Source organism: Empedobacter sp. GD03865 (assembly GCF_029840775.1).
In the GTDB taxonomy this organism is placed as follows: domain Bacteria; phylum Bacteroidota; class Bacteroidia; order Flavobacteriales; family Weeksellaceae; genus Empedobacter; species Empedobacter falsenii_B.
Genome location: NZ_JAOCDF010000004.1, coordinates 107890 through 133016 on the forward strand (window position 1 = coordinate 107890; position 25127 = coordinate 133016).

The window sequence follows — 25127 nt, forward strand, 5'->3', positions numbered from 1 at the left end:
AATAAAGCTAAAATCATTTCATTCGAAATGATTTTTTTTGTTTTAATTGAAATCAAATCAAAATAGGACATAATCAGTGATTAAACTATTTTTTAATTGGATTTAGCTGTAACTTTAGTAAACACTAATCGATTGAAATAATGTCTATAAAAATTCCTGAAAATTTAAAAGGATTATCTGATGCTGAAGTAAAAAAAGCTCAAGAAGAATACGGAGATAATGCGATAAAAAGTAATCAAAATTCTGCTTGGTACAGTTTATTGTTTGATATTCTAAAAGAGCCAATGACGCTAATTTTGATTGCGGTATCAATTATTTATGTGTTGGTTGGTGATTTGGGCGAAGCTGCATTTATGTTTGTGGCGATTGTTGCGGTGACAGGAATTTCATTTTACCAAGATTCTCGTAATCAAAAAGCTCTGCAAGAGTTGGAAAAGTTGAATGAACCTTTGAGTTCTGTTATCCGTAATGGACGATTAGTTGAGATTCCAACACACGAAATTACAATTGGTGATTTGTGCGTGACGGAAGAAGGAAAAATGATTAATGCAGACGGAAATATTGTTCATAGCAATGATTTTTCGGTGAATGAATCTGCTTTAACAGGTGAAAGTATGTCAGTTTTTAAAGATATAGATCATCCAGAAATTTACAGTGGAACCTTGACGGTTTCTGGATTGGCTATTTTTGAAGTGACGGCCATTGGAGCAGAAACAAAATTAGGGAAAATAGGAACGTCAATTTTATCTATAAAAGAAGAGAAATCGCCTTTGCAATTGCAGATAGAAAAATTTGTGAAAGGAATGGCAATCATTGGAATCATTGTTTTTGCAATGGTTTGTGGATTCAATTATTTTCAAACAAAAGACATTGTAAGTAGTTTATTAAACGGTTTGACTTTGGCAATGTCTATTTTACCCGAAGAAATTCCAGTTGCATTTACCACATTTATGGCATTGGGTTCATGGAAATTATTACGCGAAGGAATTATTGTAAAAAAGAGTAGTGTTGTCGAAACTTTAGGAAGCACAACTGTTATTTGTAGTGATAAAACAGGCACAATTACCGAAAATTCGATGAAATTGAATGCAATTTATGATGCAAAAATGTGTACGGTTTTTGATGAAAATCAATTCAATGATGTTGAAATTTCTGAGATTATACAATATGCGATGTGGAGTAGTGAACCTGTTCCATTCGATCCAATGGAAAAAACGTTACACCGAGTTTACGAACAAACACAGGTTGATGAGCGCAATCAATATCAAATGTTTTTCGAATATCCTTTATCTGGAAAACCTCCGATGATGACGCATTGTTTTAAAAATAAAGATAATCAACGAATAATTGCGGCAAAAGGTGCTCCAGAAGCTATTTTACAAGTTTCGAATCTTTCTGATCAACAAAAAGATCATTTACGAAACGTTATTCGCGATTTTGGAACAAAAGGTTTCCGACTTTTGGGTGTTGCAAAATCTACTTTTAATTCAAACGATTTTCCAAAACAACAACAAGATTTACCTTTTGAATTGTTAGGTTTTGTTGTCTTTTATGATCCGCCTAAAAAGGGAATAAATGAGGTTTTCGAGAAAATATATAATGCCGGAATAAAAGTAAAAGTAATTACAGGCGATAATGCCGAAACTACGATGAGTATTGCGAATCAGGCAGGAATTATTCATGCTGAAGATAGTATTACAGGAAGTGAAATTACACAACTTTCTGAAAAAGAATTATTAAAAGCAGCCGACGAAAAAGTCTTATTTGCACGAATGTTTCCCGAAGCAAAATTAGCCGTCGTGAAAGCTTTGAAAGAGGATGGAGAAGTAGTTGCAATGTTGGGCGACGGAGTAAACGATGGACCAGCATTGAAAGCCGCACACATTGGTGTTGCAATGGGCGAAAAAGGAACTGAAATAGCCAAACAAGCTGCGCAATTAATTTTAACAAATGATGATTTAGGAAAATTAGTTATCGGAATAGCTGCTGGAAGACGCATTTATACGAATCTTAAAAAAGCTGTTCAATACATTATCTCGATTCATATTCCAATTATATTAATTGTTTCATTGCCGTTGTTTTTAGGTTGGGCTTTTCCGCAAATTTTCACACCGGTTCATGTTATTTTCTTAGAATTGGTAATGGGACCAACCTGTTCTATTGTGTATGAAAACGAGCCTTTAGAGAAAAATTCTATGAACGAAAAACCTCGTCCTATGACGGAAACTTTTCTGAATTGGAAAGAACTTTCAACAAGTATTATTCAAGGAATTATCATCACATTAGGATTGCTTTTTGTTTATCAATACACTTATCAGTTAGGCGGAAATGAAGAGAAAACCCGAGCAATGGTTTTTACAACGTTGATTTTCTCAAATGTTTGGTTAAGTTTAACGAATAGATCGTTTTATTATAGCTTGTGGTCAAGTTTTAAAAATAAAAATAATTTAATGGTTGGCGTTACAATTCTTACATTGCTTATACTTTTTGCAATACTGTATATAAAGCCAATTTCTTTATTTTTTAAAGTTTCTTCGTTGAATCTAAAAGAATTAGGAATGGCGATGCTTGTAGCAATGTTATCTGTATTGTGGTTTGAAGTTTATAAATGGATTAAACGTAGGAGAAAAAATTGAGTAAAATGGTAATATTTAGGTTTATTGATTCGTTATAACGAATCAATAAACTCAACTGTTTTTGCCAAAGTCGGCGTCCTATTCTCTTTGTAAGGTGTATGTTTTGCATCAGGAACAAGATAACTTTCTTTTCTTCCTTTTACATTGTTGATAATTCCATTTACTTGCTCAATCGAACCATATTCATCATCAATTCCTTGAATAACCAAAGTTGGACATTCGATGTTTTGCAATTCTTTTCGAATATCAAAATCAATAAAATCTGGGCGTAACCAAGTTTCTGTCCACATCTCAAAAACTTTCTGCGTTTTATCGCCATGATATTTTGTCAAACGTTCTTTCAAATTAGTTTCTGCATATGCAATTTTTGCATCTCTGATTCCTTGTAAAGAAATTTCTTCTACAATAATGTGCGAACCAACTACAACAATTCCTTTTAAATTTTGATGATATTTCGAAGCATAAAGTAACGCAATCGATCCGCCATCGCTATGTCCAAATAAAATAATGTCTTTGAAGTTGAAATATTGAACCAAATCATTTAGAAAATCTGCTTCATCATGCATGTAAGTAAATTCGCGACGATCAATGGTAAAAGGCGACGATTTTCCATAACCTTTTCTATCGTAGATGAATAAATTACAATTTGTTTTTTCGGCAACTTCTTTTGGGAAATCTCTCCAAAGTTGGGTGCAACCTAAGGAATCGTGTAAAAAAATAAGTGTTGGATTTTCTGGATTTATTTCGTGGTGAACATAATGAATATTGGCGTTGTTGATTTCTAAACTATTTTCTATTTCCATTTTATGTAGTGATTTTTTCGAAAGCTAAAGATAACAAAAATGCCTCGATTTTATTTATTCGAGGCATTTATATCATGATGATTAAAAATTATTATTTAATAAAATCTGTAATAATTTCTAAGGTTTTTGCTTTTGCAGTTTCTAAATCGTCGTTCAATAAAATGATATCAAACTCTTTAGCTTTTTCCATTTCAATTCCTGCTTTATCAATACGTTGTTTCAATTTATCTTCGCTTTCTGTGTTGCGAGAAATTAAACGTTCTTTCAATATTTCCAAAGATGGAGGATTTACAAATACTGTTAAACATTGATCTCCGTACAATTTTTTGATATTCAATGCACCAATAACATCAATATCAAAAATTACAGAATTTCCTTCAGATGTAATGCGATCAACTTCCGATTTTAAAGTTCCGTAAAAATTATCGCGGTAAACTTCTTCGTGCTCTACGAATTCGTCGTTTGCAATTTTTGCCTTAAATTCTTCTGGTGTTAAGAAATAATAGTCTTCTCCGTGAGTTTCACCTTCGCGTTTATCTCTAGTTGTACAAGAAATAGAAAATTTGATATTCTCCAATTGTTCTAAAGCGTAACGAACCAAAGTTGTTTTTCCTGCGCCTGATGGAGCCGAAAAGACGATTAATTTTCCTTTTTTCATTATAAAATGTTTAACGATTGTTCTTTAATTTTTTCTAATTCATCTTTCATCTGAACAACAATTTTTTGCATTTCAGAATGATTTGATTTAGAACCTAATGTATTGATTTCACGACCAATTTCTTGCGAAATAAATCCTAGTTTTTTTCCATTTGATTCAGTTCCAGCTAATTCTTTTAAGAAATATTCGCAATGGTTTTTTAGACGAACTTTTTCTTCTGTGATATCAAATTTCTCCAAATAGAAAATTAATTCTTGTTCGAAACGATTTTGATCAACATCAACTTTTAATTCTTCTAAACGTTTATTGAAACGTTCTTTTATAGTTTCAATTCGTTCTTTTTCAAAAGGGACAACTTGTGTTAAAAGCTCAAGAATGTTATTCAAGTTTAAAGTCAAATATTTCTCTAAAACTTTTCCTTCATCTAATCTAAATTGATTTAATGCGTCGATCGCATCAATAATTGTTGCGCGAATTTGATTCCATTCGTCTTCACTCAAATCGTCTTGCGTGTACGAAATAACGTCTGGAAGGCGCATTACTACAGGCAATAATTCACCATCAGTCACATTTGGTGTGATTGATTTAAATTCTGCCATATAACTTTTGATTAATTCAGCATTTATATTTTGATTTCTTGCAGCAGGATTTAACTCTACTAACATCGAAAAATCAACTTTTCCACGTTGAACTTTTTCTGAAATAAGGTTTCTGATTTCTAATTCTTTTTCACGATAAAAAGAAGGAATTCTCGTGTTTAAATCTAGTGTTTTACTGTTTAAAGAACGGATTTCTATCGTTACTTTTTTCTCAGGTAATTCCAATACGGATTTACCGTAACCTGTCATAGATGCTATCATAATTGTAAAATTATGCGAACAAAATTACAATAAATTAACGTAATGCGAACTGAATTATCATCTTTAATCATTTTAAAGTTTAACATTTTGCTAAAATTTTGATGAACTTAAAACATTTATCTTTAACAAAAAACAAACTAAAAATAACTATGACAAATCAAGAATTGTACAAAGGAATTGCAGAGGATGGATTGAGTTTACCTTCTACAATGGGAATTTTTCCTTCGTCGAAAGATTTTGTATTTTCAAGAGAATCAATTGAAAAAAGTCTAAAATCAACCGATTATTTTCAATTAATCAATTTTGATCTTATCGAGATTGATAAAGACGAAAATGGAGCTGTAAAGCAAGAATATCAACTTGTAGTGTCTTATTTGGAGGAAGAATTTGATGTGAATTTGTATGTTGTGGATGCGAGAAGTAACGATTATTCTGAATTTGGTTTTGGAAATATGATTTCGGACGAAGAAATGGAAATTGCAACGCAACAAGATTTTTATTTGGAATCTGTGATGTATTTTGGAAATGATGCATTGGATAGTTTTCATTTGCAATTAAAAATTATGCAAGCAATTGTTGAAAACCCGTCTATTGTTGTCGATTTTATGCCTTATCGTTTGCTTTCTGGTAAATGGGCTAAAGTGACAGCAGAGTCAGAAATTCCGCCTGCGCCTTCGTATTTATATGTGATTCATGGCGTTTATGATGAGGATGAAAATGGCGATCGCGTGTATTGGATGCATACGCATGGTTTGCATCGTTGCGGTTCTGTGGAGTTGGAGATGTTGAACATCAAAGATGGAGTAGAGCAGATGAATTCGGCTTTGGATATGATTGTAAATGCGTTTATCAAACCAGATTTTCGTTCGCCAGAAAATGAAGAATTTAATATTGGTTATGATGGTTTGGATATTACATTTTGTTGGAAACGTTGGGAAGATGTTGTGAAAGATTATCCTGCAACAATTCCGGGAGGTTACAATGAACGTCAGCCAGAAAACGAAAATTATGAACCTTGTGGCGTTTTGTTAGCGGTGCAAGAAGGACATACATTGACACCAGAAGTTTATGCGGCGACAATTGCAGATAATCCGATTTTCTTTATTAGCGATCAGGAAACGGAACGAATGTCAGCCTTGGCTTATCAACGTTTTGAATTGTATAAAAAAGCATTTAACACATATTTTAATCCAGAAGCAGATGAAGAAAATTATTATCGATTTTTAATTAAATTAGGATTTGATGTCGATCATGAAATGAATAAGGAACACATTTGGTTTGATGTGTACGGAATCAATGAGAACAACGAAATTTTTGGCGTTTGTTTGAATCGTCCTTATGCTGTAGAAGGTTTGAATGAAGGAGATGAAGGTCTTTATCCGCAAGAAATGATTACCGATTGGTTAATTTACACGCCGACAAACACCATCACTCCTGATAATATTTACACTATTGATTAATCAACGCACCATTTTTCCACACATTTGTTGGTTGTAATTGTCCTTGATAATAGATAATATTACGATAATCGAAGGTAGAGAAGCTGATAAAATCGGCTTTTTTACCTTTTTCTATTGTTCCACGATCAACTAAATTTAAAGCCTTTGCAGCACGAAAAGTAATTGCAGCTAAAACTTCTGCCATTGATAATTTTTCAAAAGTAGCTAAAACAGAAGCTTGTGTCAGAAGATTTCCCATTGGAGCTGAGCCAGGATTCCAATCCGAAGCAATCGAAACGCAACAACCAGCATCTAACAATTTTCGAGCAGGTGCATATTGCATTCCCAAACCGATAGAAGCGCCAGGTAAAACAGTTGCAACAACATTAGAATTCGCAAGGTTTTTCACTTCTTCTTCTCCTGAAAATTCTAAATGATCTGCACTCAAAGCATCGAATTTTGTAGCTAAATAACTTCCTCCAGCTGTAAATTGATCAGCGTGAATCGTAATATCAAAACCTTGATTTTTTGCTTCGTTTAAGAAATAATCGCCTTCCTCAACAGAGAAAGCAGATTGTTCCACAAAAATATCGATACGATTTGCTAAATCATCAGATTTTAATTTAGGAAAAACTTCTTTCACCAAAAGTTCTAAATATTCTTTGTTCGAACCTTCAAAATCTTTAGGTTTCATATGCGCACCTAAAAAAGTAGGAATCAAATCGATTTCACTTTCTTGATTCGCCATATTTATCGCTTCTAACATTTTAATTTCACCTTCAACAGAGAGAGCATAACCCGATTTTACTTCAGCAGTTGTGATTCCTTGTTTAGCTAATTGCGCAATATGTTTTAGCGTAATATCTTTCAGTTCGTCAACCGTTTTTTTACGTGTTTCTGTTACTGTAGACCAAATTCCACCACCACTTTTGGCAATTTCTAAATATGTTTTTCCATCCAAACGCATTGCGAAATCTTTGGCGCGATTTCCTCCAAAACAAACATGTGTGTGTGAATCTACAAATCCTGGAAGAAGAATTTGTTCTGTTTCAATTCGTTCAATTTGGATGTTTGGATGTTGTTGAGAAAGCGTTTCGAAATTTCCTATTTCTACAATTGTTTCATCATCAATAATAATTCCCCCATCTTCGAGAACTTCGACTTGGTTTTCGTGAATAGCACCTTTTAAAGGTAAATTGGCAAGTGTTATAATTTGTTTGAAAGGACCGATTAATTTCATTTTTGTTGTTTTAATAACACAAGTTTACGAAATTTAAGGGAGAATTTGTAGATAAGCTGAACTTGTTATCAAATAAGATATGATTCTAAAATGAGTTTGGAATGACTTAATATTTATAGAATGTCACTCGATAATATAGCGTAGCCATAATTATCTGCCCAACCAGATTTTAGAGGAAGTAATTGTCTTGTATGCGCTTCTCGTATCATTCCAACTTTTTCAAGAACTTTGTAAGAACCAATATTTTCAATTGCGCATCCAGCTTCAATTCTATGAAGATTTAAAGTATTAAAACCAAAAGAAATAATTTCTTTTAAAGCTTCTGTAGCAAAGCCTTTATTCCAAAAATCTGGATGAAGTTTAAACCAAACTTCTGCATTCTTGTATTTAGCCCGACCTAAATTTAAAGAAATTAATCCAGCAAATTGATTGTCATTTTCGATAACAAAAGTATAAGCTTGTGGTTGTTCTCCTTGATTAGATTTTATTAAATCTTTTACATGAAGAATTGTAACCTCTATATTTTCTGGAATTCCTAAAGTGTTATATTGATCAACTTCTTCGATAGAATGTAATTGATGAATTGTTTCAGTATCATCAATTGTGACTGGTCTTAAAGTTAATCGTTCAGTTTTAAGAATTACATTCATAAAAATTACTTTTTCTTCAAATAAGTAGGGTCGTTAGGGTATTTGATAACTTTGACTAATGTAATAATTGTAAAAATAACGAAGATTAATATCACGATTGCGCTAAGAATGATGCGGTTATTTTGTTCGTTGTTGAACCCAAGGTAAAACTCGAAAGCTGCCCAAACAATCATTAAAATTTGTGGTAATAGTGCGCCGAAAATATTTTTTGTCATTTTATTCTTCTATTGAGCTTTAAAAATAAGAAAAATAAAAAACCTGCTTATTAAAAGCAGGTTGAAAATATTATTGAGTGACTAATTTTGTTTCATTAAGAATTGGTTCTCTTTTCAGAATATTTGTTGCTACTTCTACAGTTTCTTCTTTTTCTTCGAAAATTGGTGCTTCTTGCATAAATGCAGTTGCTGGCGCTTCTTCTACTTTTGGTGGAGTGTTATCAAATTTGTAATTAAATCCGATTCCAAGTGTTTGTTTTATCTGTGTTTTCTTGATTTGATCTTCATCATACAGTAAATTTAAACTTACTTGTGCCGAGACAAACTTGTTCACTTTCATATCCAAAATTCCTTGATAAGCAACGTCCATATTTCCGAAATTTTTCAGATAATCAGCGTAAATTCCAACACGGTTATCATAAGAAATTCCTTCCATAATTTGTAGTTTGTATCGCGCACCTAAATATGCACCAAACTCGAATAAAGTTGTATCGCCATCATTTTTAAGTCCAAAGTTTCCTTTTTTCTGTAAATCTTTGTCCAAAACAAATGTCATTCTTGGTGTAAATGGATGAATATTAACTTGGAAATTTTCGTTTGGTTTGTAATCCGCACCCAAACCTAAGCTTAGATAACCTGGAGCCATCAAGCCTGAGATCTTCGTTTTTGGATCTGTTGAATAATCAAAACCATCTGTAAATTGTGTGCGAAAATTGATAGAGGCAGCTAAATACCAATGATTTCCGATGCTGTAACCATAAGAAGAAGTTAAGTCGATAACATCATTTGTTTTGCGAGAACTTTCGCCTTTGTTAGTCTGGATTCCGTATCCCAAAACAACACGATTATCCCAAATATGTTTTTCTTTTGTCAAGTTAAATTCATAATCTAAACTTCCATTTAGCGCAAACGAATTTACACCTCCCGGAACCCAATTACTGAATGCACTTTGAGAAAATAAAAGTGAATTATTTCCTGAAACAAACCAGCCAGGTTGACGACCATCAAATTTTTGATCTTTTAAATAACGCTTGCTATCAGTAGCTACTTTACCATCTTTTACTGTTTGCGCAAAAGTTGTAGCACTTCCTAAAATTGCTAATGTAAATAAAATTTTTTTCATTAGATTGGTTGATTTAATAGTTATTTTATTCCAAAAATATGGATTCTGATTTAATATACGTTGATTTTTCGTCAATTGTATTTTTATCAAAAACTTGATCATAGTTTTGTTTATCCAGTTTTATTCTAGGTAAATTGACTGGGGAAATGCCAGATGTATCGAAATATGGGAGAATTTCCTTCTTTCTACGTTTCTTCTTATCTTTTTTCTTAGTATTGTCTATTTTATATGTTAAGCCAATCCCAAGAGCTTGTTTAAACTGTGTTTGCGCAACTTGATCTTCATCATAAATCAAATTGATAGTTAATTGCGTGGACATAAAATTATTAATTTTCATATCTAACAATCCTGCATACACAATATCGAGGTTATAAAATTTGTTGGAATAATTGGAGAAAATTCCAATATTATTATCGTAAGTGACATTATCAAAAAGTTTTACCTTATAACGTCCACCTAAATATGCACCAACTTCGAAAAGAAACGTATCGCCATCATTTCGCAAACCATAGGTTCCTTTCTTTTGCAAATCTTTGTCTGCAACAATTGTTGTTCTTGATGTTAAAGGTTGAAAACTGACAGAAAAATTAGAATTTGGCGTATAATTCGCACCGACCCCAATTGTTACATATGCAGGCGCAAACAAATTTGATAGTTTTGTTTTTGGAGTTGTTCCATAATTGAAACCCGCAGAAAACTGTGAACGAATATTAAGTGATGAGGTTAGGTACCATTTTTCTTTAATCAAATATCCATAAGAAGTTGTGATATTTAGATTGTCAGCAGTTTTACGTGTTCCATTGGTTTTATTATCTAAAAAACCATATTCAAAAATAAAACGATTGTCCCAAAAGTGTTTCTTTTTTCGGAAATTAAATTCGTAATCAGTTTTTGCATTCAGTGAAACCGAATTTTCACCTCCTGCCATCCAATTGGAAAAGGTATTCTGATTAACGGTTAAAGTATTTGTACCATAAATTTCCCAACCCGATTTTCGTCCTGTAGTATCCACTTTAGATTTCAGATATTTTCGACCATCAATAATTAGATTTCCACTGGTATCTAAAAATTGAGCAGAACTAAAAAGTGATAGGACTAAAAAAATAATTGAGAAAATTAGTCTCATTTTAAAAAAATATCTTTGTTTAAAATTGAAAAGTTCCAAACAAAGATATCTAATTTATTTTGTAAGGCTAAAAACCTTTCTTAATTATTTTGCCAACCTTTTAACCATTTTACCAATGTATCCACCCATTCTTGACGATCATTCAAACATGGAATGTATGTAAATTGTTCTCCACCAGCTTTTAAGAATTCTTCTTGTCCTTCCATCGAAATTTCTTCCAAAGTCTCCAAACAATCTGCAACAAAGGCAGGTGAACAAACAACTAAATTTTTCACGCCTTGCTTAGGAAACTCTTCCAATACATAATCTGTATATGGTTTTATCCAAGGATCACGCCCCAAACGAGATTGAAAAGATGTTGTGTATTTATCTTCTGGTAATTGTAGATATTCAGTTAATAACCTTGTTGTTTCAAAACATTGATTACGATAAGTTTCAATTGGTAATTTACTAATCTTCGCAGCACGAAGTGCTTTATTATCATGACGCTCTGGAATTCCATGATAAGTGAATAATATTTTATCGTATTCTTCAGGTAAATTTTCTTTGATAGAATCTCCTAAAACCTTGATATAATCTGGATGATTGTAAAAAGCTTTCAAGAAATTAATCTTAATGTCTTTGTAACTTTTTTTCTGAATTTCAAGCACTTTATCCGCAACAGTTTCTGTAGAAGACATCGTGTATTGAGGATATAAAGGAACAACCAAAATGTCGCGAACTCCTTTGTCATAAAGCTCTTGTAAACCAGCTTCAATCGAAGGGTTTTTGTAACGCATCGCCAAAACAACTGGAATATCCATTTGTTTTTGTACCATATCTCTCAAAATTTTAGAGTAAACAATCAAAGGAGAACCTTCTTTTGTCCAAATTTTTCGATAAGCTTCTGCAGATTTTTCGGGTCTTTTTGGTAAAATAAATAATTCAACAATAGTTTTACGAATAATCCAAGGAGAATCCAAAACCTTCTTATCCATTAAAAATTCGCGTAAATAAGTTCTTACGTCTTCAACATTGGTAGAATCGGGCGAACCTAAATTCACTAATAATATTCCTTTGCTCATAATTCTTTTTATCTAAAAAAATATTGCGTTCTTTGTAGTTGTAAAAGTACGGAGGATAATTTAATTTGTCCTTCGTAATATCATCATTATAATTTATATCATCATTTTATGTCAGATTTATTAAATCCTGATAAAGAATTTTATCCAGACGACGATCTAAATCACGAAAATACTGTTCGTCCGCAAAGTTTTGATGATTTTGCTGGACAAGCGCATATTCTCGAGAATTTAGAAGTTTTCGTAAAAGCGTCTAAACTTCGTGGCGAAGCATTAGATCACGTTTTGTTGCACGGACCTCCAGGTTTGGGAAAAACGACATTAGCAAATATTATTGCGAATGAATTAGGTGTAGGAATCAAAATTACATCTGGACCAGTTCTCGATAAACCGAGTGATTTAGCTGGTTTATTGACGAATTTGGAAGAAAATGATGTGCTTTTTATTGATGAAATCCATCGTATGTCTCCCGTTATCGAAGAATATTTGTATTCGGCAATGGAAGATTTTAAGATTGATATTATGATCGAATCTGGACCAAATGCACGTTCGGTTCAAATTGGTTTGAATCCTTTTACATTAATTGGTGCAACAACGCGTTCTGGTTTATTAACTGCGCCGCTTCGTGCTCGTTTTGGAATTAATTTCCGTTTCGAATATTATAATGTTGAATTATTAAGTACGATTGTTGAGCGATCTTCTCGTATTTTAGACACACCAATTGACGAAAGAGCGGCGATAGAAATTGCAGGTCGTAGTCGTGGAACTCCTCGTATAGCAAATGCTTTATTGAGAAGGACTCGAGATTTTGCACAAATTAAAGGAAATGGAAAAATTGATTTATCAATTGCTGAATTTTCTTTAAAAGCTCTAAAAGTTGATGATAATGGTTTAGATGAAATGGATAACAGAATTTTATCAACAATTATTGAAAAATTTAAAGGTGGACCAGTCGGAATTACAACTTTGGCAACAGCAGTTGGAGAAAATGGCGGAACGTTGGAAGAAGTTTATGAACCGTATTTGATTCAAGAAGGTTATTTGATGCGCACTGCGCGTGGACGTATTGCAACAGAAAAAGCATACAAGCATATTGGGGTAAAATATCGTGGCGAAAATTCACCTCAAACTGATTTGTTTGATTTGTAATTTTGCTCTAAGTTCGCTGTCATTCTGAGCTTGTCGAAGAATCTTTATATGTTTCGATCCGATTTTTTTATTTTAACGAATAGAAAATCACTTAACACGACATATTATTCTTGCGTTAGGAGGAATCTAAGATTCTTCATTTCACTCACGTTTCATTCAGAATGATAAAATTTAATCTCGTCGATATAATAATTATAAATTCATAATTACGAATTAACTAATGCTCCTTCAAACAGAAGAACATATCAAAATAAAATGGTCCCAACGAATCAAAGAAAAAGCTGAAGCGTTGGGATTTATTTCTTGTGGTATAGCCAAAGCTGATTTTTTGGAAGAAGAAGCACCTCATTTAGAAGCTTGGTTGAAGAATGATTTTCACGGTGAAATGCAGTATATGGAAAATCATTTTGATATGCGATTGGATCCTCGAATTTTGGTCGAAGGAGCAAAATCTGTAATTTCGTTGGCGTATAATTATTACCAAAATTTAGATCGAAATCCAAATTCTTACAAGGTTGCGATGTATGCGCAAGGCGAAGATTATCATTTTGTCGTGAAGGAAAAAGTACGCGAATTATTAGATTTTATTCAAGAAGAAATAGGAGAAGTGAACGGAAGAGCTTTTACCGATTCAGCACCAATTCTGGAACATGCTTGGGCTAGAAAAGCTGGAATTGGTTGGGTAGGAAAAAATTCGTTAACATTGTCTAAACAAAAAGGCTCATTTTTCTTTTTATCCGAATTAATTATTGATTTGGATTTAGCTTATGATTCTCCAATTGAAACTGATCATTGTGGAAAATGTACGCGTTGTATTGATGCTTGCCCAACTGAGGCAATCTTACCCAATAAAACAGTGAACGGAAGTCAGTGTATTTCGTATTTTACAATTGAATTGAAAGATCAAATTCCGACCGAAATGAAAGGGAAATTTGACGATTGGATTTTTGGTTGTGATGTTTGTCAAGAAGTTTGTCCGTGGAATCGTTTTTCATTGCAAACGAAAGAAACTCGTTTTGTTGGTAACGAAAAGATTAATCAATTCTCGAAGAAAGATTGGGAAGAAATTACAGAGGATGTTTTTCGAAAAATTTTTAACAAATCACCTGTAAAACGTACAAAATTTGATGGTTTGAAAAGAAATATCGATTTTGTAAAATAAAATTAGATAATTTCTGTTTAAGTATTATTTAAATTGGAATTATGTTAAGCAAAAAGATTGTAGATAATAGTTTATTAATTATTATTTTAGTATTCTTTTCTATACTATATTATTTTACACTTTATCCTGGAGTAGGGGGGAGAGTCAACTTTGGAGATTCTGCTAAGTTTCAATTTTTATGGGCTATAGATGGAGTTCCACATTCAACTGGTTATCCTCAGTATACATTTATTACAAAAATGTTTGCTCAATATTTACCTTTTTTTGAACCATGGAAAAGAATATCAATATTATCAACATTATTTGGAGTGGCAACGTTAGCAGTTTTATATAAAACAGCATTGTCATTGACAAAAGACAGTTTTGTAAGTTTATTACCAGTTATTACGCTTGGTAGTTGTTATGTTTTTTGGAGTCAATCAACAGAACCAGAGGTTTATACATTGAATTCTTTTTATCTAGTTTCAACACTTTTCTGTTTAATAAATTATTATTACACTCGTAAAAATACGTATTTATACTTATCTATTTTTATTTATGCAATTAGCTTTGGAAATCATCTTATGATGATAACTTTTCTACCAGCATTTGTTTATTTGATATATGTGGTAGATAAGAAATTATTTTTTCAACCAAAATTTATTATTATAACGTTTTTATCAATTCTAATCGGAATAAGTCAATATTATTATTTATGGTATTTAGCACATCAAGAATCTATTGGGTTAGAGTATGTAGGTTATAATCCTACATTTAATCATTTTGTAGATTATGTAACAGGAGGGCAATTCCGAGATCAATTAAATAATAATCTTGGGTTATACTATATATTTTCCGAGTCGTTATCAATTATGTTAACCCAAATATGGAAGAATATTGGATGGTCTATTTTAATAATATTAATTATCTGCTTCTTTTCTAAAAGAGATAATACAAAAAGTGATCATCAAATTAAATTTTTTTTACTAATAGCTTTACTTTGCCATATTATTTTTACTTCTCGTTATGATATAGGCGATATTGTTGTTTATTATATACCTATATTCATTTATATTTCACTATTTTTTTTAATCTATTTGAATTCAATAATTTCAAAGAAAACTAAAATAATAATTATAGTTCTACATGTTTTATTAGGTTTTATTTTTATTAATCAAACAAATAAAAAATTGGATAAAATAAGTCTTAATCCAATGAATGAATTAGAAATTTATGCGAATTCTATTCCTGATAATTCTACATTGTTTTTACCTCATGCTCCGTTTTATGATTATTATGGAGCAATGGCTGTTAATTATATGAAATTTGTGGATAATCCTAAAAGTTTAAATATTCTGCAAGCACTTGATCCAAATCAATTACCAAAAGAGTTTTATATTCCCGTAAAATATGCGCAAGAAATTCCACAAGATCTTTATCTATTAAGCTATTTAGATCTTCAGAAAGAAGAAAATATAGTTGATTTTATCAATTCAAATAAAAGTAAAACAATTATTATTTCTGCAAAAGATGAGGCTGTAAATGGTTTGAATGATAATGATAAATTAGGTTTAAAAAAGATTGGTTTAAATAAAATTGATAAATTACAAATTAGAGGTTCTTATTTAGCTATTATTAATAATAATAAAGTTATCGCAGAAGAATTAGATAATTTTGATGTTGTAAAAATAACTGATATAGATTTACCATATGATAAACATCTTAATAAATTAACATCTGCAGGATATTTATCAGGAAATTACTCAAACATTATTATAGATAACAAGGATTATTCTATGAATCAAAAAGGGCTGAACATTGTAGTGATTGATGAAAAAGGAATATACGCTAATTATTCTGATACCAATATTTCTAATTTGATTTATCCATTTATGTATAAGATGACTTTAAAGTAAAATCACTATAATTCGTGAAAATTTTTGGTTTAGATTTTGTTAGCTTTACTTCAAGAAAATCGAATCAAAAAATGAAAAAAAGTTTATTCATTCTTACTACTTTTTTAGGCTATTTTGTGCAAGCTCAATTTGGGATTGTGCAAGATAAAGATGGTTTTTCAAATGTGAGAGATGAGAAAAATATTTCGTCTAAAATTGTTGCTAAAGTCAATTCAAATTCAATTTATCCAATTGATTCTGATGAAGAAAAATCGAAATGGTATTTGGTTGAATATCAGCCTGAAAAAGCTGGTTATGTTTACTATGATCGAATCAAAAAGTTAGAAGATTTTGAAACTATTTCACCAACTTCAGTCAATGATTCTAAAATAGAATTTTCGGTTGCTGATTATACCATTCAGCTCGAAACGAAAGAATTTAATTCGAAAAAACATAAAATTTTCAAGGAAAGTGATTTTGTTTATGCGATTGATGAAAAAGATTTTTTTGGTTCGGATGGAATGATTCCTCAAACAGAATTCAAATCGTTTAAAATATCATTCAAAGGAAAAGAAATTATCATTCCAAAAGAATATTTTATCAATTTATATAATGCGAATTTATCAGCAACAAAACTTACTTACAATAAAGAGTTAAATCAATATTATTTGTTCGGTACATATAGCGATGGAGCTGGTGTTTATGATGCACTTTGGGTTTTGGATAATGGAAAAATTGTAAAACATATTGCTCAAATTAATGCTTATGCTTAGTCGATTTTTTTCAATTTTAGGGTGCTTTTTGCTATTTACTTCGATAATGTTTGCTCAAAAAGTAACGACTTCCAAATTTGGAGATATTTCGTACGAAATGACACAAAAACAAGTTGCAGCTTTAACGCCAAATAAATTAGCTCTTTATGATGTAAATAATCCTGAAATGCCTGAACAGGACATTGAGTTGAATGGAATTAAATATCATATTTCGTATTATAGAAATTTGAAAACGAAACAATTCGAAGTCTATATGGTTTCGTCTGTTAGCGCTCAACTTTCGACTTTATCAGGAATAAAAATTGGAAGTTCGTTGGATGATTTATGGAAAGCGTACAAAAAATATGATATTTCGGTGCAAGATATTTTTGAAGATGACGAAACAAAATCGGTCAGAGCTTTTGCAATAAATGATCTTGATAATGGATGTACATTAGATTTTTATTTAAAAAATAATAAAGTCGTAAAAATGGTTTTGTCAAATGAATCGGGTTTTTTAAATAACAATATTTATGAAAACTAAAATAGCTTTAGTAGGATTTTTCTTACTTTCAATAGTTGGATTTGGTCAGATTTCTACAACACGAATGAATGAGTTGAAAATTGGAATGCGTCCGTCCGAAGTATTAAAATTGTTAGGTAAAAAACCTGCTGCAATTGTTGATGAAGGAGAAACGAAAATAACTTTAAAAGGAATTGATTACACAATCGAAATAAGAAGTGGTTATTTGAGCAAAACAGAAAATGACACCTATTTAAGTTCTATTTCGACAACAAGTAAAAACATTAAAACCTTATCTGGAATTGGTATTGGCAGTACGTTGGAGGATTTATGGAAAGCTTATTCGTCGAAATACAATGTGTTGTTGGATAAATCGAATAATAATTACAGAGAATTTAGAATTGACGATAGAGAAAATGGTGTAATATTGACTTTTTCTTTGAAAAATGAAATTGTAACAACAATAGGATTGAGTTCTTATAATCCAGAAGAATGTACACTTTAAAATAATGAATAAAACCTAAATACATAAAAATGAAAAAAATGTTTTTTATAGCTGCATTTATAGCTGGAATAGCTTTGCAAGCGCAAGTTTCTACAACTCGTATCAATGACGTAAAACTTGGAATGAAATTGTCTGAATTAGAAAAATTGACTGGACAAAAATTCAAATTGAAATTAAATGAATATGGTTATCCAGAAGATGATTTGACAATTGTTTCGAAAGGTGTAACGTATAAAGTTGGTTTAACGTCGAACGGAGATGGAAATGGTTCTAATAATTTGACTGTTTATAGCGTAAAATCGACAGATTCGAGCCTTAAAACATTGTCTGGAATTAAAGTTGGTTCTTCATTAGATGAATTATTATCAAAATACAAAAACTTGAATATCTCTATTTATGATGGTTATGATGATAAAACGGATAAAAGAACAAAGGCTTTTCGTTATTTTAATGTAGAAGATCAAGATGCAGGTTCAATATTACAATTCAAATTGGTAAATGATAAAGTAGCTTCTTTTGACGTGATGTATAACGAAGGTTGTTAAAATGAATAAACAAAAAATTCCAACTCTTAGAGTTGGAATTTTTTGTTTAAAATTATTTCTTAATCACTTTTTTCGTGATGATTTTTCCATCTTTTAGGTGAATAGATAAAATATACATTCCAGCTGGATAATTTTTCAAATTAACTTCCGAACCTAATTCAATTCCAAGTAAACGACCATTAAAATCATATAAATTGACATAATCAAAATTCTTCGCATTAATTTTTACCTTATCTGTTGTTGGATTTGGAAAAACTTCTACAAGCGTTTGTTGATAATTGTAATCGTTCGCAGATAATTCAGCCCAAGTATTTTCGGCTTTATCTCCGCCCCAAATTAATGTTGCTAAATACGGATTATCAATAAAAGGATTTCGACTTCCTTGTGTTTCGGCAATAATTTCGTTTCGAACTTTCTCAAATTCAGATACTTTATCCTGCACATTCCATTTCAAAAACATATCTGGCATTCCATCATTATTGGTTGTTGTCGTATTGTTGTACGCAACCAATTGCGGATCGGTTTCCAACCCATAATGTACATACATATACATAATAATTCGCGCCACATCTCCCGTCCATTCATCACCAGGATAAAAACCTCCATTGATCAATTTAGCTTGTCCTGTCACATCCTGTGCCCATTTTTCACGATAAGCATTGTTACTTCTAGTCGAATTTAATTGTCTATCAACTGCACGTAAATTGTGCGCATCTGTACCTGTTCCTGGATTATTAGTCGTTAAAACAGGATTTGCTAATGATTTTGGAAAAACATGTTCGCGTTCCCATTTTCCATTTGCATTTCCACCAGTATTGTTTTTGTTGTTTACATCGCGCGTGCGTTGTTCAGCATAAACAGTAGAATTATCAGTAAAACCATAGATCAATAAAACGCGACCTTTCGAATCTAAATCTAAGTCGGATTTATCTAAAATATTCCAAACTCCAGGCGAATAACTAACTGCATGATGCGTAGCATTGATTAAATCGTGTAATTCTTCCTTTATCGTTTTTCCATTTTGTTTAAAATCAATCCCTTCATAATAGTCGGGTTGCTGCGCAAAAGCGGCAAAAGGAAATAAAAGAAGTAAAAATTTTTGCATAATTATTTATAAATATTTGACAAAAGTAAGTATTTATAAGTAGTTAAACCGGAATATTTAGATTAGAAATCGTTAAACTTTTACTGAAATTGTTTGATGTATTGTTTAGGCGTTAAACCATATTTCTTCTTAAATGCTGATATAAAATGAGATGGGTTTTCATAACCAATTTCAAACGAAATATCTTTTACCATTTGTTGATTTTCTTCTAATTTATGCAAGGCATATTCCAGTTTTTTATCCAACAAATAACCATAAACAGTTGTCCCATAAAGTTCTTTGAAACCTTCTTTCAGATGGTATTCCGATATCGAAAATTTTTCGCAAAGTTGTTTGATGGTTGGCGGATTTTTAAAATCAGCTAATAAATAATCTTTTATTTCTTTAATTCGTTTTCCTTCATTTTCATCATTCAAGAAAGGACAATGTTCGGTTTGACTTTCAATTTCAGAAAAATAAAGGGTGAATAATTCGTACATTTTTCCAATCAAAAATAAATTTTGAAATTGCGGAGAAAGTTTCATTTGTTCAATTTGATTCAAAACTAATTTTATTGAAGGTCCAATTTCTCGTTCAATATAAAATTTTTCTTGCGTCATACTCGAAATCAAATTATTCTGAATTTGATATTCTGCAAACAATTGATGTAATTTCTGAATAGACAAAACCACAATATAAACCTTGCTTTCGGCATTTATATTCAACGATAATGGAATGTCCAATGTCGGATAATAGAACAAAAAGCTTTTTCCTTCGTTCAAATTGATTTTATAAATACCATTATTAAAATTAAATGTCAACGAACCTTTTGTACAAAAATAGAATTGTATATAACGCTTGTCAATTCCTTTCAGAATCGTGTCTGTAGAAGCTGTAAAGTTGTCTATTTGAGCGATAAATACGTCTGTTGACAATTTATACTCGTTAATTTTACTTTTATGGGTATTTTTTAATTCCATTTTGAATAATGAGGTTTGTCATATAAAAAACGTGATAATTGTCAACTTCGCTCTTTATAATGGTTTACATACAAATATAAACCTTTAATTTATAATTATTCTAAAAAAGCAAACTTTAATTTTTAGCGTTATTTTTTCTTTTTAAAGTTATTTTTCGAAGACTTTTGAAACTACTTTTGTATCAGTATTTGAAGAAATGGCAATTAGAGGTAATAAAACGGAAGAAAATTTTTACGTAATCGGAATCAGTTATGAAAAAGCTGACGCCATTACACGTGGTAAATTTACATTTTTCCCGGAACAAGTTGAAACGTTTACGCAAGATTCTAAAACGAATGGATTAGAAAACTTTTTTATTGTATCAACTTGTAATCGTACTGAATTTTATGGTTTTGCAGAAAACGAAGATCAAATCGTTGAGCAATATTGTAAATACACAGAAGGTAATGCAGATGAATTCCGTCAATTTATGATGGTAAAAGAAGGAGAAGAAGCGATTACACATTTATTCCGTGTTTCGTCGGGATTAGAAAGTCAGATTTTAGGTGATTTTGATATCATCGGACAAATCAAAATTTGGTTTTCCCGTTTCAAAAAACAAGGTGCATCAAATGCTTTTTTAGAGCGTTTGGTAAATACTGCGATTCAAATTAGTAAAAAAGTGAAGAACGAAACTTTCTTAAGTAACGGTTCTGCTTCGGTTGCATATTCAGCGGTTAATTTTATTCAAGCAACGCAAGGAAACTTAGTTGACAAAAATATTTTGTTGTACGGAATTGGTAAAATTGGTCGTAATACGTGTGCTAATTTGGTCAAACATTATCCAAATACAAACATTACGCTAATCAATCGTACAAAAGAAAAGGCAGAAATTCTTGGACTGAAATACGATATTACCGTAAAAGATCACAGCGAATTAAAAGAAGAATTACAAAAAACAGATATTCTAATTGTTGCAACGGGAGCAAGTAATTACACGATTACAGAAGAAATGATTCCGTTCGATAAGGAAATGACGATTATTGATATGTCAGTTCCAGAAAATGTAATTCATACATTGGCTGCTCGCGAATCTATTCAATTGGTAAATGTAGATGGATTATCTAAAATGGTAGACGATACAATTGCGCAACGTCGCAATGCAATTCCAGAAGCATTGGCAATTATAGAGGAGCATTCTACAGAGTTTTACGAATGGTTAGAAACCAGAGAATTGGTTCCAGCTATTCAATCTTTCAAAGATAGATTAGACTTTTTTCAGAGTTTTGCTTTAAATAACTTGAAAAAAGACAATGTAAATATCGACGAAAATGAAACGATTTTAACTGAAAAAGTAATTCAGAAAATTACAAATCAGTTTGCTTCTTATTTGATCGAAAATAAAGAAAACGCAGACGAAACAATTCAGTTAATCGAAAAAATGTTTCATTTAAAACAAGCTTAATACAATCATGAAAACAATAAAAATTGGTACACGTCAAAGTCCGTTAGCGCTTTGGCAAGCCAATAAAGTTGCTTCTATTCTTGAGGCAAAAGGTCATCCAACAGAAATCGTTCCGATTACTTCTGAAGGCGATGCAAATCTAAAACAACCCATTTATTCATTAGGTTTAACAGGTGTTTTTACGCGTTCATTGGACATTGCTTTGTTGAATGATCAAGTAGATATTGCGGTTCATTCGTTGAAAGATGTGCCAACTGTTTTACCAGAAAAATTAGAGTTGATTGCATATCCAGAACGCGCAAGTTCTGCGGATATTTTGGTGTACAAATCGGAAGATATTTTCGAGAAAAAACATCGTGTTATCGCTACTGGATCTTTGCGTCGTAAAGCATTTTGGAATCATAAATATCCAAATGATACGATTGTAGATTTACGTGGAAATGTGCAATTACGTCTGAAAAAGTTGCAAGATAATGCAGATTGGGACGGAGCTGTTTTTGCTTTTGCAGGTTTGGATCGTTCAGAAATTTTAGATGAATTGGCAGAAAAAGGTCTTCATTATAAAGTGATTGATTGGATGATTGCTGCACCATCACAAGGAATTTTAGGAATTGTAGCCAAAGAAGGTTTGGATTTGAGTGATATTAATAATCCTCAATGTGAACTTTTTGCAACGGTAGAACGTCAATTTTTGAATGTTTTAGAAGGTGGTTGTACAGCGCCAATTGGAGCATTAGTTGAGAAAATTGATGAAGAAAATTACTCCTTCAAAGGAGCAATTTTAACCATTGATGGACAAGAAATGATTTCAATCGAAAGACAATTCAAAGCAGATGAATATTTGACGAAAGGTCGCGAATTTGCTGAAGAATGTATTGCACAAGGTGCAGCAAAAATGATTGAACAAATAAAAAAAGAAATCGGAACGAAATAGTGCGAACGAAGGTTTTATTCACGAAGTTAATTTCTTCTGAATTGCTTGAAAAAGAATTTGGAACTGATGTTGAGGTGGTTTGTAAACCAACTTTACAAATCGATTTGACTTCGAAAAATGAAATTTATGCACAGATTGATGAATCCGTTCATCAGTTTATCGTGACGAGTCAAAATACTGTAAATGCCATTCAAGATTTGGAATTGAATGGTCATTTTTTTGTTGTTGGAAAAAAAACGGCAGAAAAACTAAAAGCGCAAAACAGAGATGTTGTGTTGGTTGAAGATTATGCAGAAGATTTAGCTTCGAAATTAATTTCAGGAAATTATTCTCCGAAATGGAATTTCTTATGTGGTTCTTCCCGTCGAGATTTGTTGGTGAATGAATTATCAAAAGCAAATCACGAAGTCAATCAAATTATAACATATCAATCAGGGCAAATTGTTTATCAATTAAATGAAACATTTGATGCGTATGCTTTTTTTAGTCCGTTGTCATTCAAAGCGTTTCATCAACAAAATGAAATTTCAGAAAGTTCGCGTATTTTTACAATCGGAAATACAACAACCTCTGCGATACAAGAAGTTTATCCAAATTATGAAATTATAACTGCGCAAACACCTTTGGTGGAAGTGGTTATCGAAAATATAAAAAAATACATCAATGATAAAAAATGATTTGCTTTTAAAAGCATTGAGAGGTGAGGAGGTAGAGCGTCCGCCAGTGTGGATGATGCGTCAAGCAGGACGTTATTTACCAGAATTTATCGAATTGAGAGATAAATATGATTTCTTTACACGTTGTCAAACGCCAGAATTAGCGGCTGAAATTACAGTTCAACCAATTCGTCGTTTTCCGTTGGATGCAGCCATTATCTTTTCGGATATTTTGGTTGTACCACAAGCAATGGGAATGAATTTCGAGATGAAACCTGGTGTTGGTCCGTGGTTAGAGAATCGTATTCGTACAGCTCAAGATGTAGAAAAAGTTTATATTCCTGATGTTGAAGAAGAGTTAGGTTACGTTTATGCAGCGATGGATATCACAAAGAAAGAATTGGATAATAATATTCCGTTGATTGGTTTTGCAGGATCGCCTTGGACATTGTTGTGTTATGCAGTGGAAGGTCGTGGTTCTAAATCTTTTGATCAAGCGAAAGGTTTCTGTTTCCAAAATCCAGTTGCAGCGCACCAATTGTTAGAGAAAATCACTCAAACTACGATTCAATATTTGTTGAAAAAAGTGGAACATGGTGCAAATGTGATTCAGATTTTTGATTCTTGGGGTGGAATGTTATCTCCAAAAGATTATGACGAATTTTCTTGGAAATACATCGAGCAAATTGTGAACGAAGTTTCTAAAGTAGTTCCTGTAACAGTTTTTGCAAAAGGTTGTTGGTTTGCTTTAGAGAAAATGGCAGATTCTAAAGCTTCTGCTTTGGGTGTTGATTGGACAATTACGCCACAATTAGCGCGTGAGTTTACAGGTTTCAAAAAGACGTTACAAGGTAACTTTGATCCTTCTCGCTTGTTATCTCCACCAGAAACTATTCAGCAAATGGTAAAAGAAATGATTGACGATTTTGGTCCGTATAAATATATTGCCAATTTAGGTCACGGAATTTTACCAAATATTCCAGTAGAAAATGCACAAGCTTTTATAGAAGCTGTCGTAAATTATAAGAGAGATTAAGAAACTCGATATAACAAGAAAACCTTCCGTAATGGAAGGTTTTTTATTGAATATATAATTTAAATTTTACGATATTATTTAGATCTTTTGTATAATAAGCGATCCAATAATAATTATTCTCTTTACTTAAAATTCTATATTGATATATTTCTCCTTTTCTACTAAATGATTTTTTCATTGAATTATTGCTTTCTAAAAACTCTAGATTAAAATCATTATTTTTTATCCAATATAATTTTAGTTTAGAAAAAGATTCATCAATAAAATATTCAATCCAATTATTATCTTCAATTTTTACAATTGTTTTATTTCCTTCGTAGTCAAAATAATATAATTCAGAAGCTGACTTTACTAAATTATAATCTTTATCATTGATTGTTGATTTAGGCAAATTTTCTAAAGTAATCCAGTTTTCATTATTTTTTTCAGAGAATTTCTTTATTATATCAGTGTATTCTTTACAATTTTTTTGAAATCTATAAAAAATAGCTTCTTCTTCAGCTTGAATTTCTTCTTTTGAAAAATCTTTAAAATATTCAACTAAACTAACATCTTGATTAACTAAATTAACACTTTCTAAATCATTAAGATTTTTATTTTTTGTAAGGATCTTACAAAGATTGTTAATTAACAAATCTCTCTTATCATCTATATTTTGAGAAAAAGATATTG

Annotated in this window: 25 protein-coding genes; 13 read left to right on the top strand and 12 right to left on the bottom strand. The window is 31.4% G+C overall.

Annotation, left to right across the window (positions count from 1 at the left end; translation table 11 throughout):
• Positions 1 to 140: 140 nt before the first annotated feature.
• Positions 141 to 2636: a cation-translocating P-type ATPase gene (locus tag N5D46_RS02870; RefSeq protein WP_280049140.1), complete on the top strand. Its 2496-nt coding sequence runs from the start codon at positions 141 to 143 to the stop codon at positions 2634 to 2636.
• Between the two features lie 32 nt (positions 2637 to 2668).
• Here N5D46_RS02870 and N5D46_RS02875 read toward each other — a convergent pair whose 3' ends face one another.
• From N5D46_RS02875 to N5D46_RS02885, 3 genes are all read right to left on the bottom strand, one after another.
• Positions 2669 to 3439 (bottom strand): alpha/beta hydrolase, encoded by a 771-nt coding sequence (locus N5D46_RS02875; protein WP_280049141.1) that lies wholly within the window; start codon positions 3437 to 3439, stop codon positions 2669 to 2671.
• A gap of 91 nt (positions 3440 to 3530) precedes the next feature.
• Positions 3531 to 4097, bottom strand: a complete 567-nt coding sequence (gmk, locus tag N5D46_RS02880) for a guanylate kinase (RefSeq protein WP_221854349.1) — start codon at positions 4095 to 4097, stop codon at positions 3531 to 3533.
• Entirely contained in the window at positions 4097 to 4957 is an 861-nt protein-coding gene (locus N5D46_RS02885; RefSeq protein ID WP_236688172.1) for a YicC/YloC family endoribonuclease, read from the bottom strand. The genes gmk and N5D46_RS02885 overlap by 1 nt, the downstream gene beginning before the upstream one ends.
• 149 nt (positions 4958 to 5106) lie before the next feature.
• Here N5D46_RS02885 and N5D46_RS02890 point away from each other — a divergent pair, with 149 nt between their 5' ends.
• On the top strand, positions 5107 to 6417 hold the full coding sequence (locus N5D46_RS02890) for a DUF4026 domain-containing protein (protein WP_038332152.1): 1311 nt from the start codon (positions 5107 to 5109) through the stop codon (positions 6415 to 6417).
• On the opposite strand, the gene hutI is transcribed toward N5D46_RS02890, so the two are convergent.
• The 6 genes from hutI to hemH form a co-directional block, all read right to left on the bottom strand.
• A complete protein-coding gene (gene hutI / locus N5D46_RS02895) occupies positions 6407 to 7636 on the bottom strand; it encodes an imidazolonepropionase (RefSeq protein WP_280049142.1) in 1230 nt (409 codons plus the stop codon). The two genes, N5D46_RS02890 and hutI, sit on opposite strands and share 11 nt — an antisense overlap.
• Positions 7637 to 7749: 113 nt before the next feature.
• The gene (locus N5D46_RS02900; RefSeq protein ID WP_125348758.1) at positions 7750 to 8286 is read right to left on the bottom strand and encodes a GNAT family N-acetyltransferase; all 537 of its coding nucleotides are present in this window, start codon (positions 8284 to 8286) and stop codon (positions 7750 to 7752) included.
• A gap of 5 nt (positions 8287 to 8291) precedes the next feature.
• Positions 8292 to 8501, bottom strand: coding sequence for a hypothetical protein (locus N5D46_RS02905; protein ID WP_125348759.1), 210 nt, complete (start codon positions 8499 to 8501; stop codon positions 8292 to 8294).
• Between the two features lie 70 nt (positions 8502 to 8571).
• Positions 8572 to 9624, bottom strand: a complete 1053-nt coding sequence (locus tag N5D46_RS02910; protein ID WP_280049143.1) for a DUF3078 domain-containing protein — start codon at positions 9622 to 9624, stop codon at positions 8572 to 8574.
• Between the two features lie 25 nt (positions 9625 to 9649).
• A complete protein-coding gene (locus N5D46_RS02915) occupies positions 9650 to 10750 on the bottom strand; it encodes a DUF3078 domain-containing protein (RefSeq protein ID WP_280049145.1) in 1101 nt (366 codons plus the stop codon).
• Between the two features lie 80 nt (positions 10751 to 10830).
• Positions 10831 to 11814: a ferrochelatase gene (gene hemH, locus N5D46_RS02920; RefSeq protein ID WP_280049146.1), complete on the bottom strand. Its 984-nt coding sequence runs from the start codon at positions 11812 to 11814 to the stop codon at positions 10831 to 10833.
• Between the two features lie 108 nt (positions 11815 to 11922).
• On the opposite strand from hemH, the gene ruvB reads away from it, so the two are divergent.
• From ruvB to N5D46_RS02955, 7 genes are all read left to right on the top strand, one after another.
• Entirely contained in the window at positions 11923 to 12960 is a 1038-nt protein-coding gene (gene ruvB / locus N5D46_RS02925) for a Holliday junction branch migration DNA helicase RuvB (protein WP_115001446.1), read from the top strand.
• Positions 12961 to 13180: 220 nt separating this feature from the next.
• Positions 13181 to 14122: a tRNA epoxyqueuosine(34) reductase QueG gene (gene queG, locus N5D46_RS02930; RefSeq protein ID WP_125348763.1), complete on the top strand. Its 942-nt coding sequence runs from the start codon at positions 13181 to 13183 to the stop codon at positions 14120 to 14122.
• 41 nt (positions 14123 to 14163) lie between these two features.
• Positions 14164 to 16017 carry a DUF2723 domain-containing protein gene (locus N5D46_RS02935; protein ID WP_125348764.1) on the top strand — a complete coding sequence of 618 codons (1854 nt, stop codon included), beginning with the start codon at positions 14164 to 14166 and terminating at the stop codon, positions 16015 to 16017.
• 71 nt (positions 16018 to 16088) lie between these two features.
• On the top strand, positions 16089 to 16769 hold the full coding sequence (locus tag N5D46_RS02940; protein WP_125348765.1) for a hypothetical protein: 681 nt from the start codon (positions 16089 to 16091) through the stop codon (positions 16767 to 16769).
• Positions 16770 to 16815: 46 nt separating this feature from the next.
• Positions 16816 to 17292, top strand: a complete 477-nt coding sequence (locus tag N5D46_RS02945; RefSeq protein ID WP_115001438.1) for a hypothetical protein — start codon at positions 16816 to 16818, stop codon at positions 17290 to 17292.
• Positions 17282 to 17776: a hypothetical protein gene (locus N5D46_RS02950; RefSeq protein WP_115001436.1), complete on the top strand. Its 495-nt coding sequence runs from the start codon at positions 17282 to 17284 to the stop codon at positions 17774 to 17776. The genes N5D46_RS02945 and N5D46_RS02950 overlap by 11 nt, the downstream gene beginning before the upstream one ends.
• A gap of 29 nt (positions 17777 to 17805) precedes the next feature.
• Complete coding sequence (locus N5D46_RS02955) at positions 17806 to 18321, top strand: hypothetical protein (RefSeq protein WP_180904974.1); 516 nt, start codon at positions 17806 to 17808, stop codon at positions 18319 to 18321.
• A gap of 52 nt (positions 18322 to 18373) precedes the next feature.
• Here N5D46_RS02955 and N5D46_RS02960 read toward each other — a convergent pair whose 3' ends face one another.
• Both N5D46_RS02960 and N5D46_RS02965 read right to left on the bottom strand, forming a co-directional pair.
• A complete protein-coding gene (locus N5D46_RS02960) occupies positions 18374 to 19426 on the bottom strand; it encodes an endonuclease (RefSeq protein ID WP_180904973.1) in 1053 nt (350 codons plus the stop codon).
• 80 nt (positions 19427 to 19506) lie between these two features.
• Entirely contained in the window at positions 19507 to 20385 is an 879-nt protein-coding gene (locus N5D46_RS02965; RefSeq protein ID WP_125348767.1) for an AraC family transcriptional regulator, read from the bottom strand.
• Between the two features lie 196 nt (positions 20386 to 20581).
• Between N5D46_RS02965 and hemA the strand changes: the two genes are divergently transcribed.
• The 4 genes from hemA to hemE are packed head-to-tail and all read left to right on the top strand — an operon-like array spanning position 20582 to position 24455.
• Positions 20582 to 21829: a glutamyl-tRNA reductase gene (gene hemA, locus N5D46_RS02970; protein WP_219033603.1), complete on the top strand. Its 1248-nt coding sequence runs from the start codon at positions 20582 to 20584 to the stop codon at positions 21827 to 21829.
• A gap of 7 nt (positions 21830 to 21836) precedes the next feature.
• Complete coding sequence (gene hemC, locus N5D46_RS02975; protein WP_221854357.1) at positions 21837 to 22763, top strand: hydroxymethylbilane synthase; 927 nt, start codon at positions 21837 to 21839, stop codon at positions 22761 to 22763.
• Positions 22763 to 23440, top strand: coding sequence for a uroporphyrinogen-III synthase (locus N5D46_RS02980; protein WP_280049147.1), 678 nt, complete (start codon positions 22763 to 22765; stop codon positions 23438 to 23440). The genes hemC and N5D46_RS02980 overlap by 1 nt, the downstream gene beginning before the upstream one ends.
• The gene (gene hemE, locus N5D46_RS02985; RefSeq protein ID WP_115001423.1) at positions 23427 to 24455 is read left to right on the top strand and encodes a uroporphyrinogen decarboxylase; all 1029 of its coding nucleotides are present in this window, start codon (positions 23427 to 23429) and stop codon (positions 24453 to 24455) included. Before N5D46_RS02980 ends, hemE begins: the two co-directional genes overlap by 14 nt.
• Before the next feature lie 43 nt (positions 24456 to 24498).
• On the opposite strand, the gene N5D46_RS02990 is transcribed toward hemE, so the two are convergent.
• The coding region (locus N5D46_RS02990; RefSeq protein WP_280049149.1) for a hypothetical protein at positions 24499 to 25127 on the bottom strand (629 nt) is incomplete at its 5' end.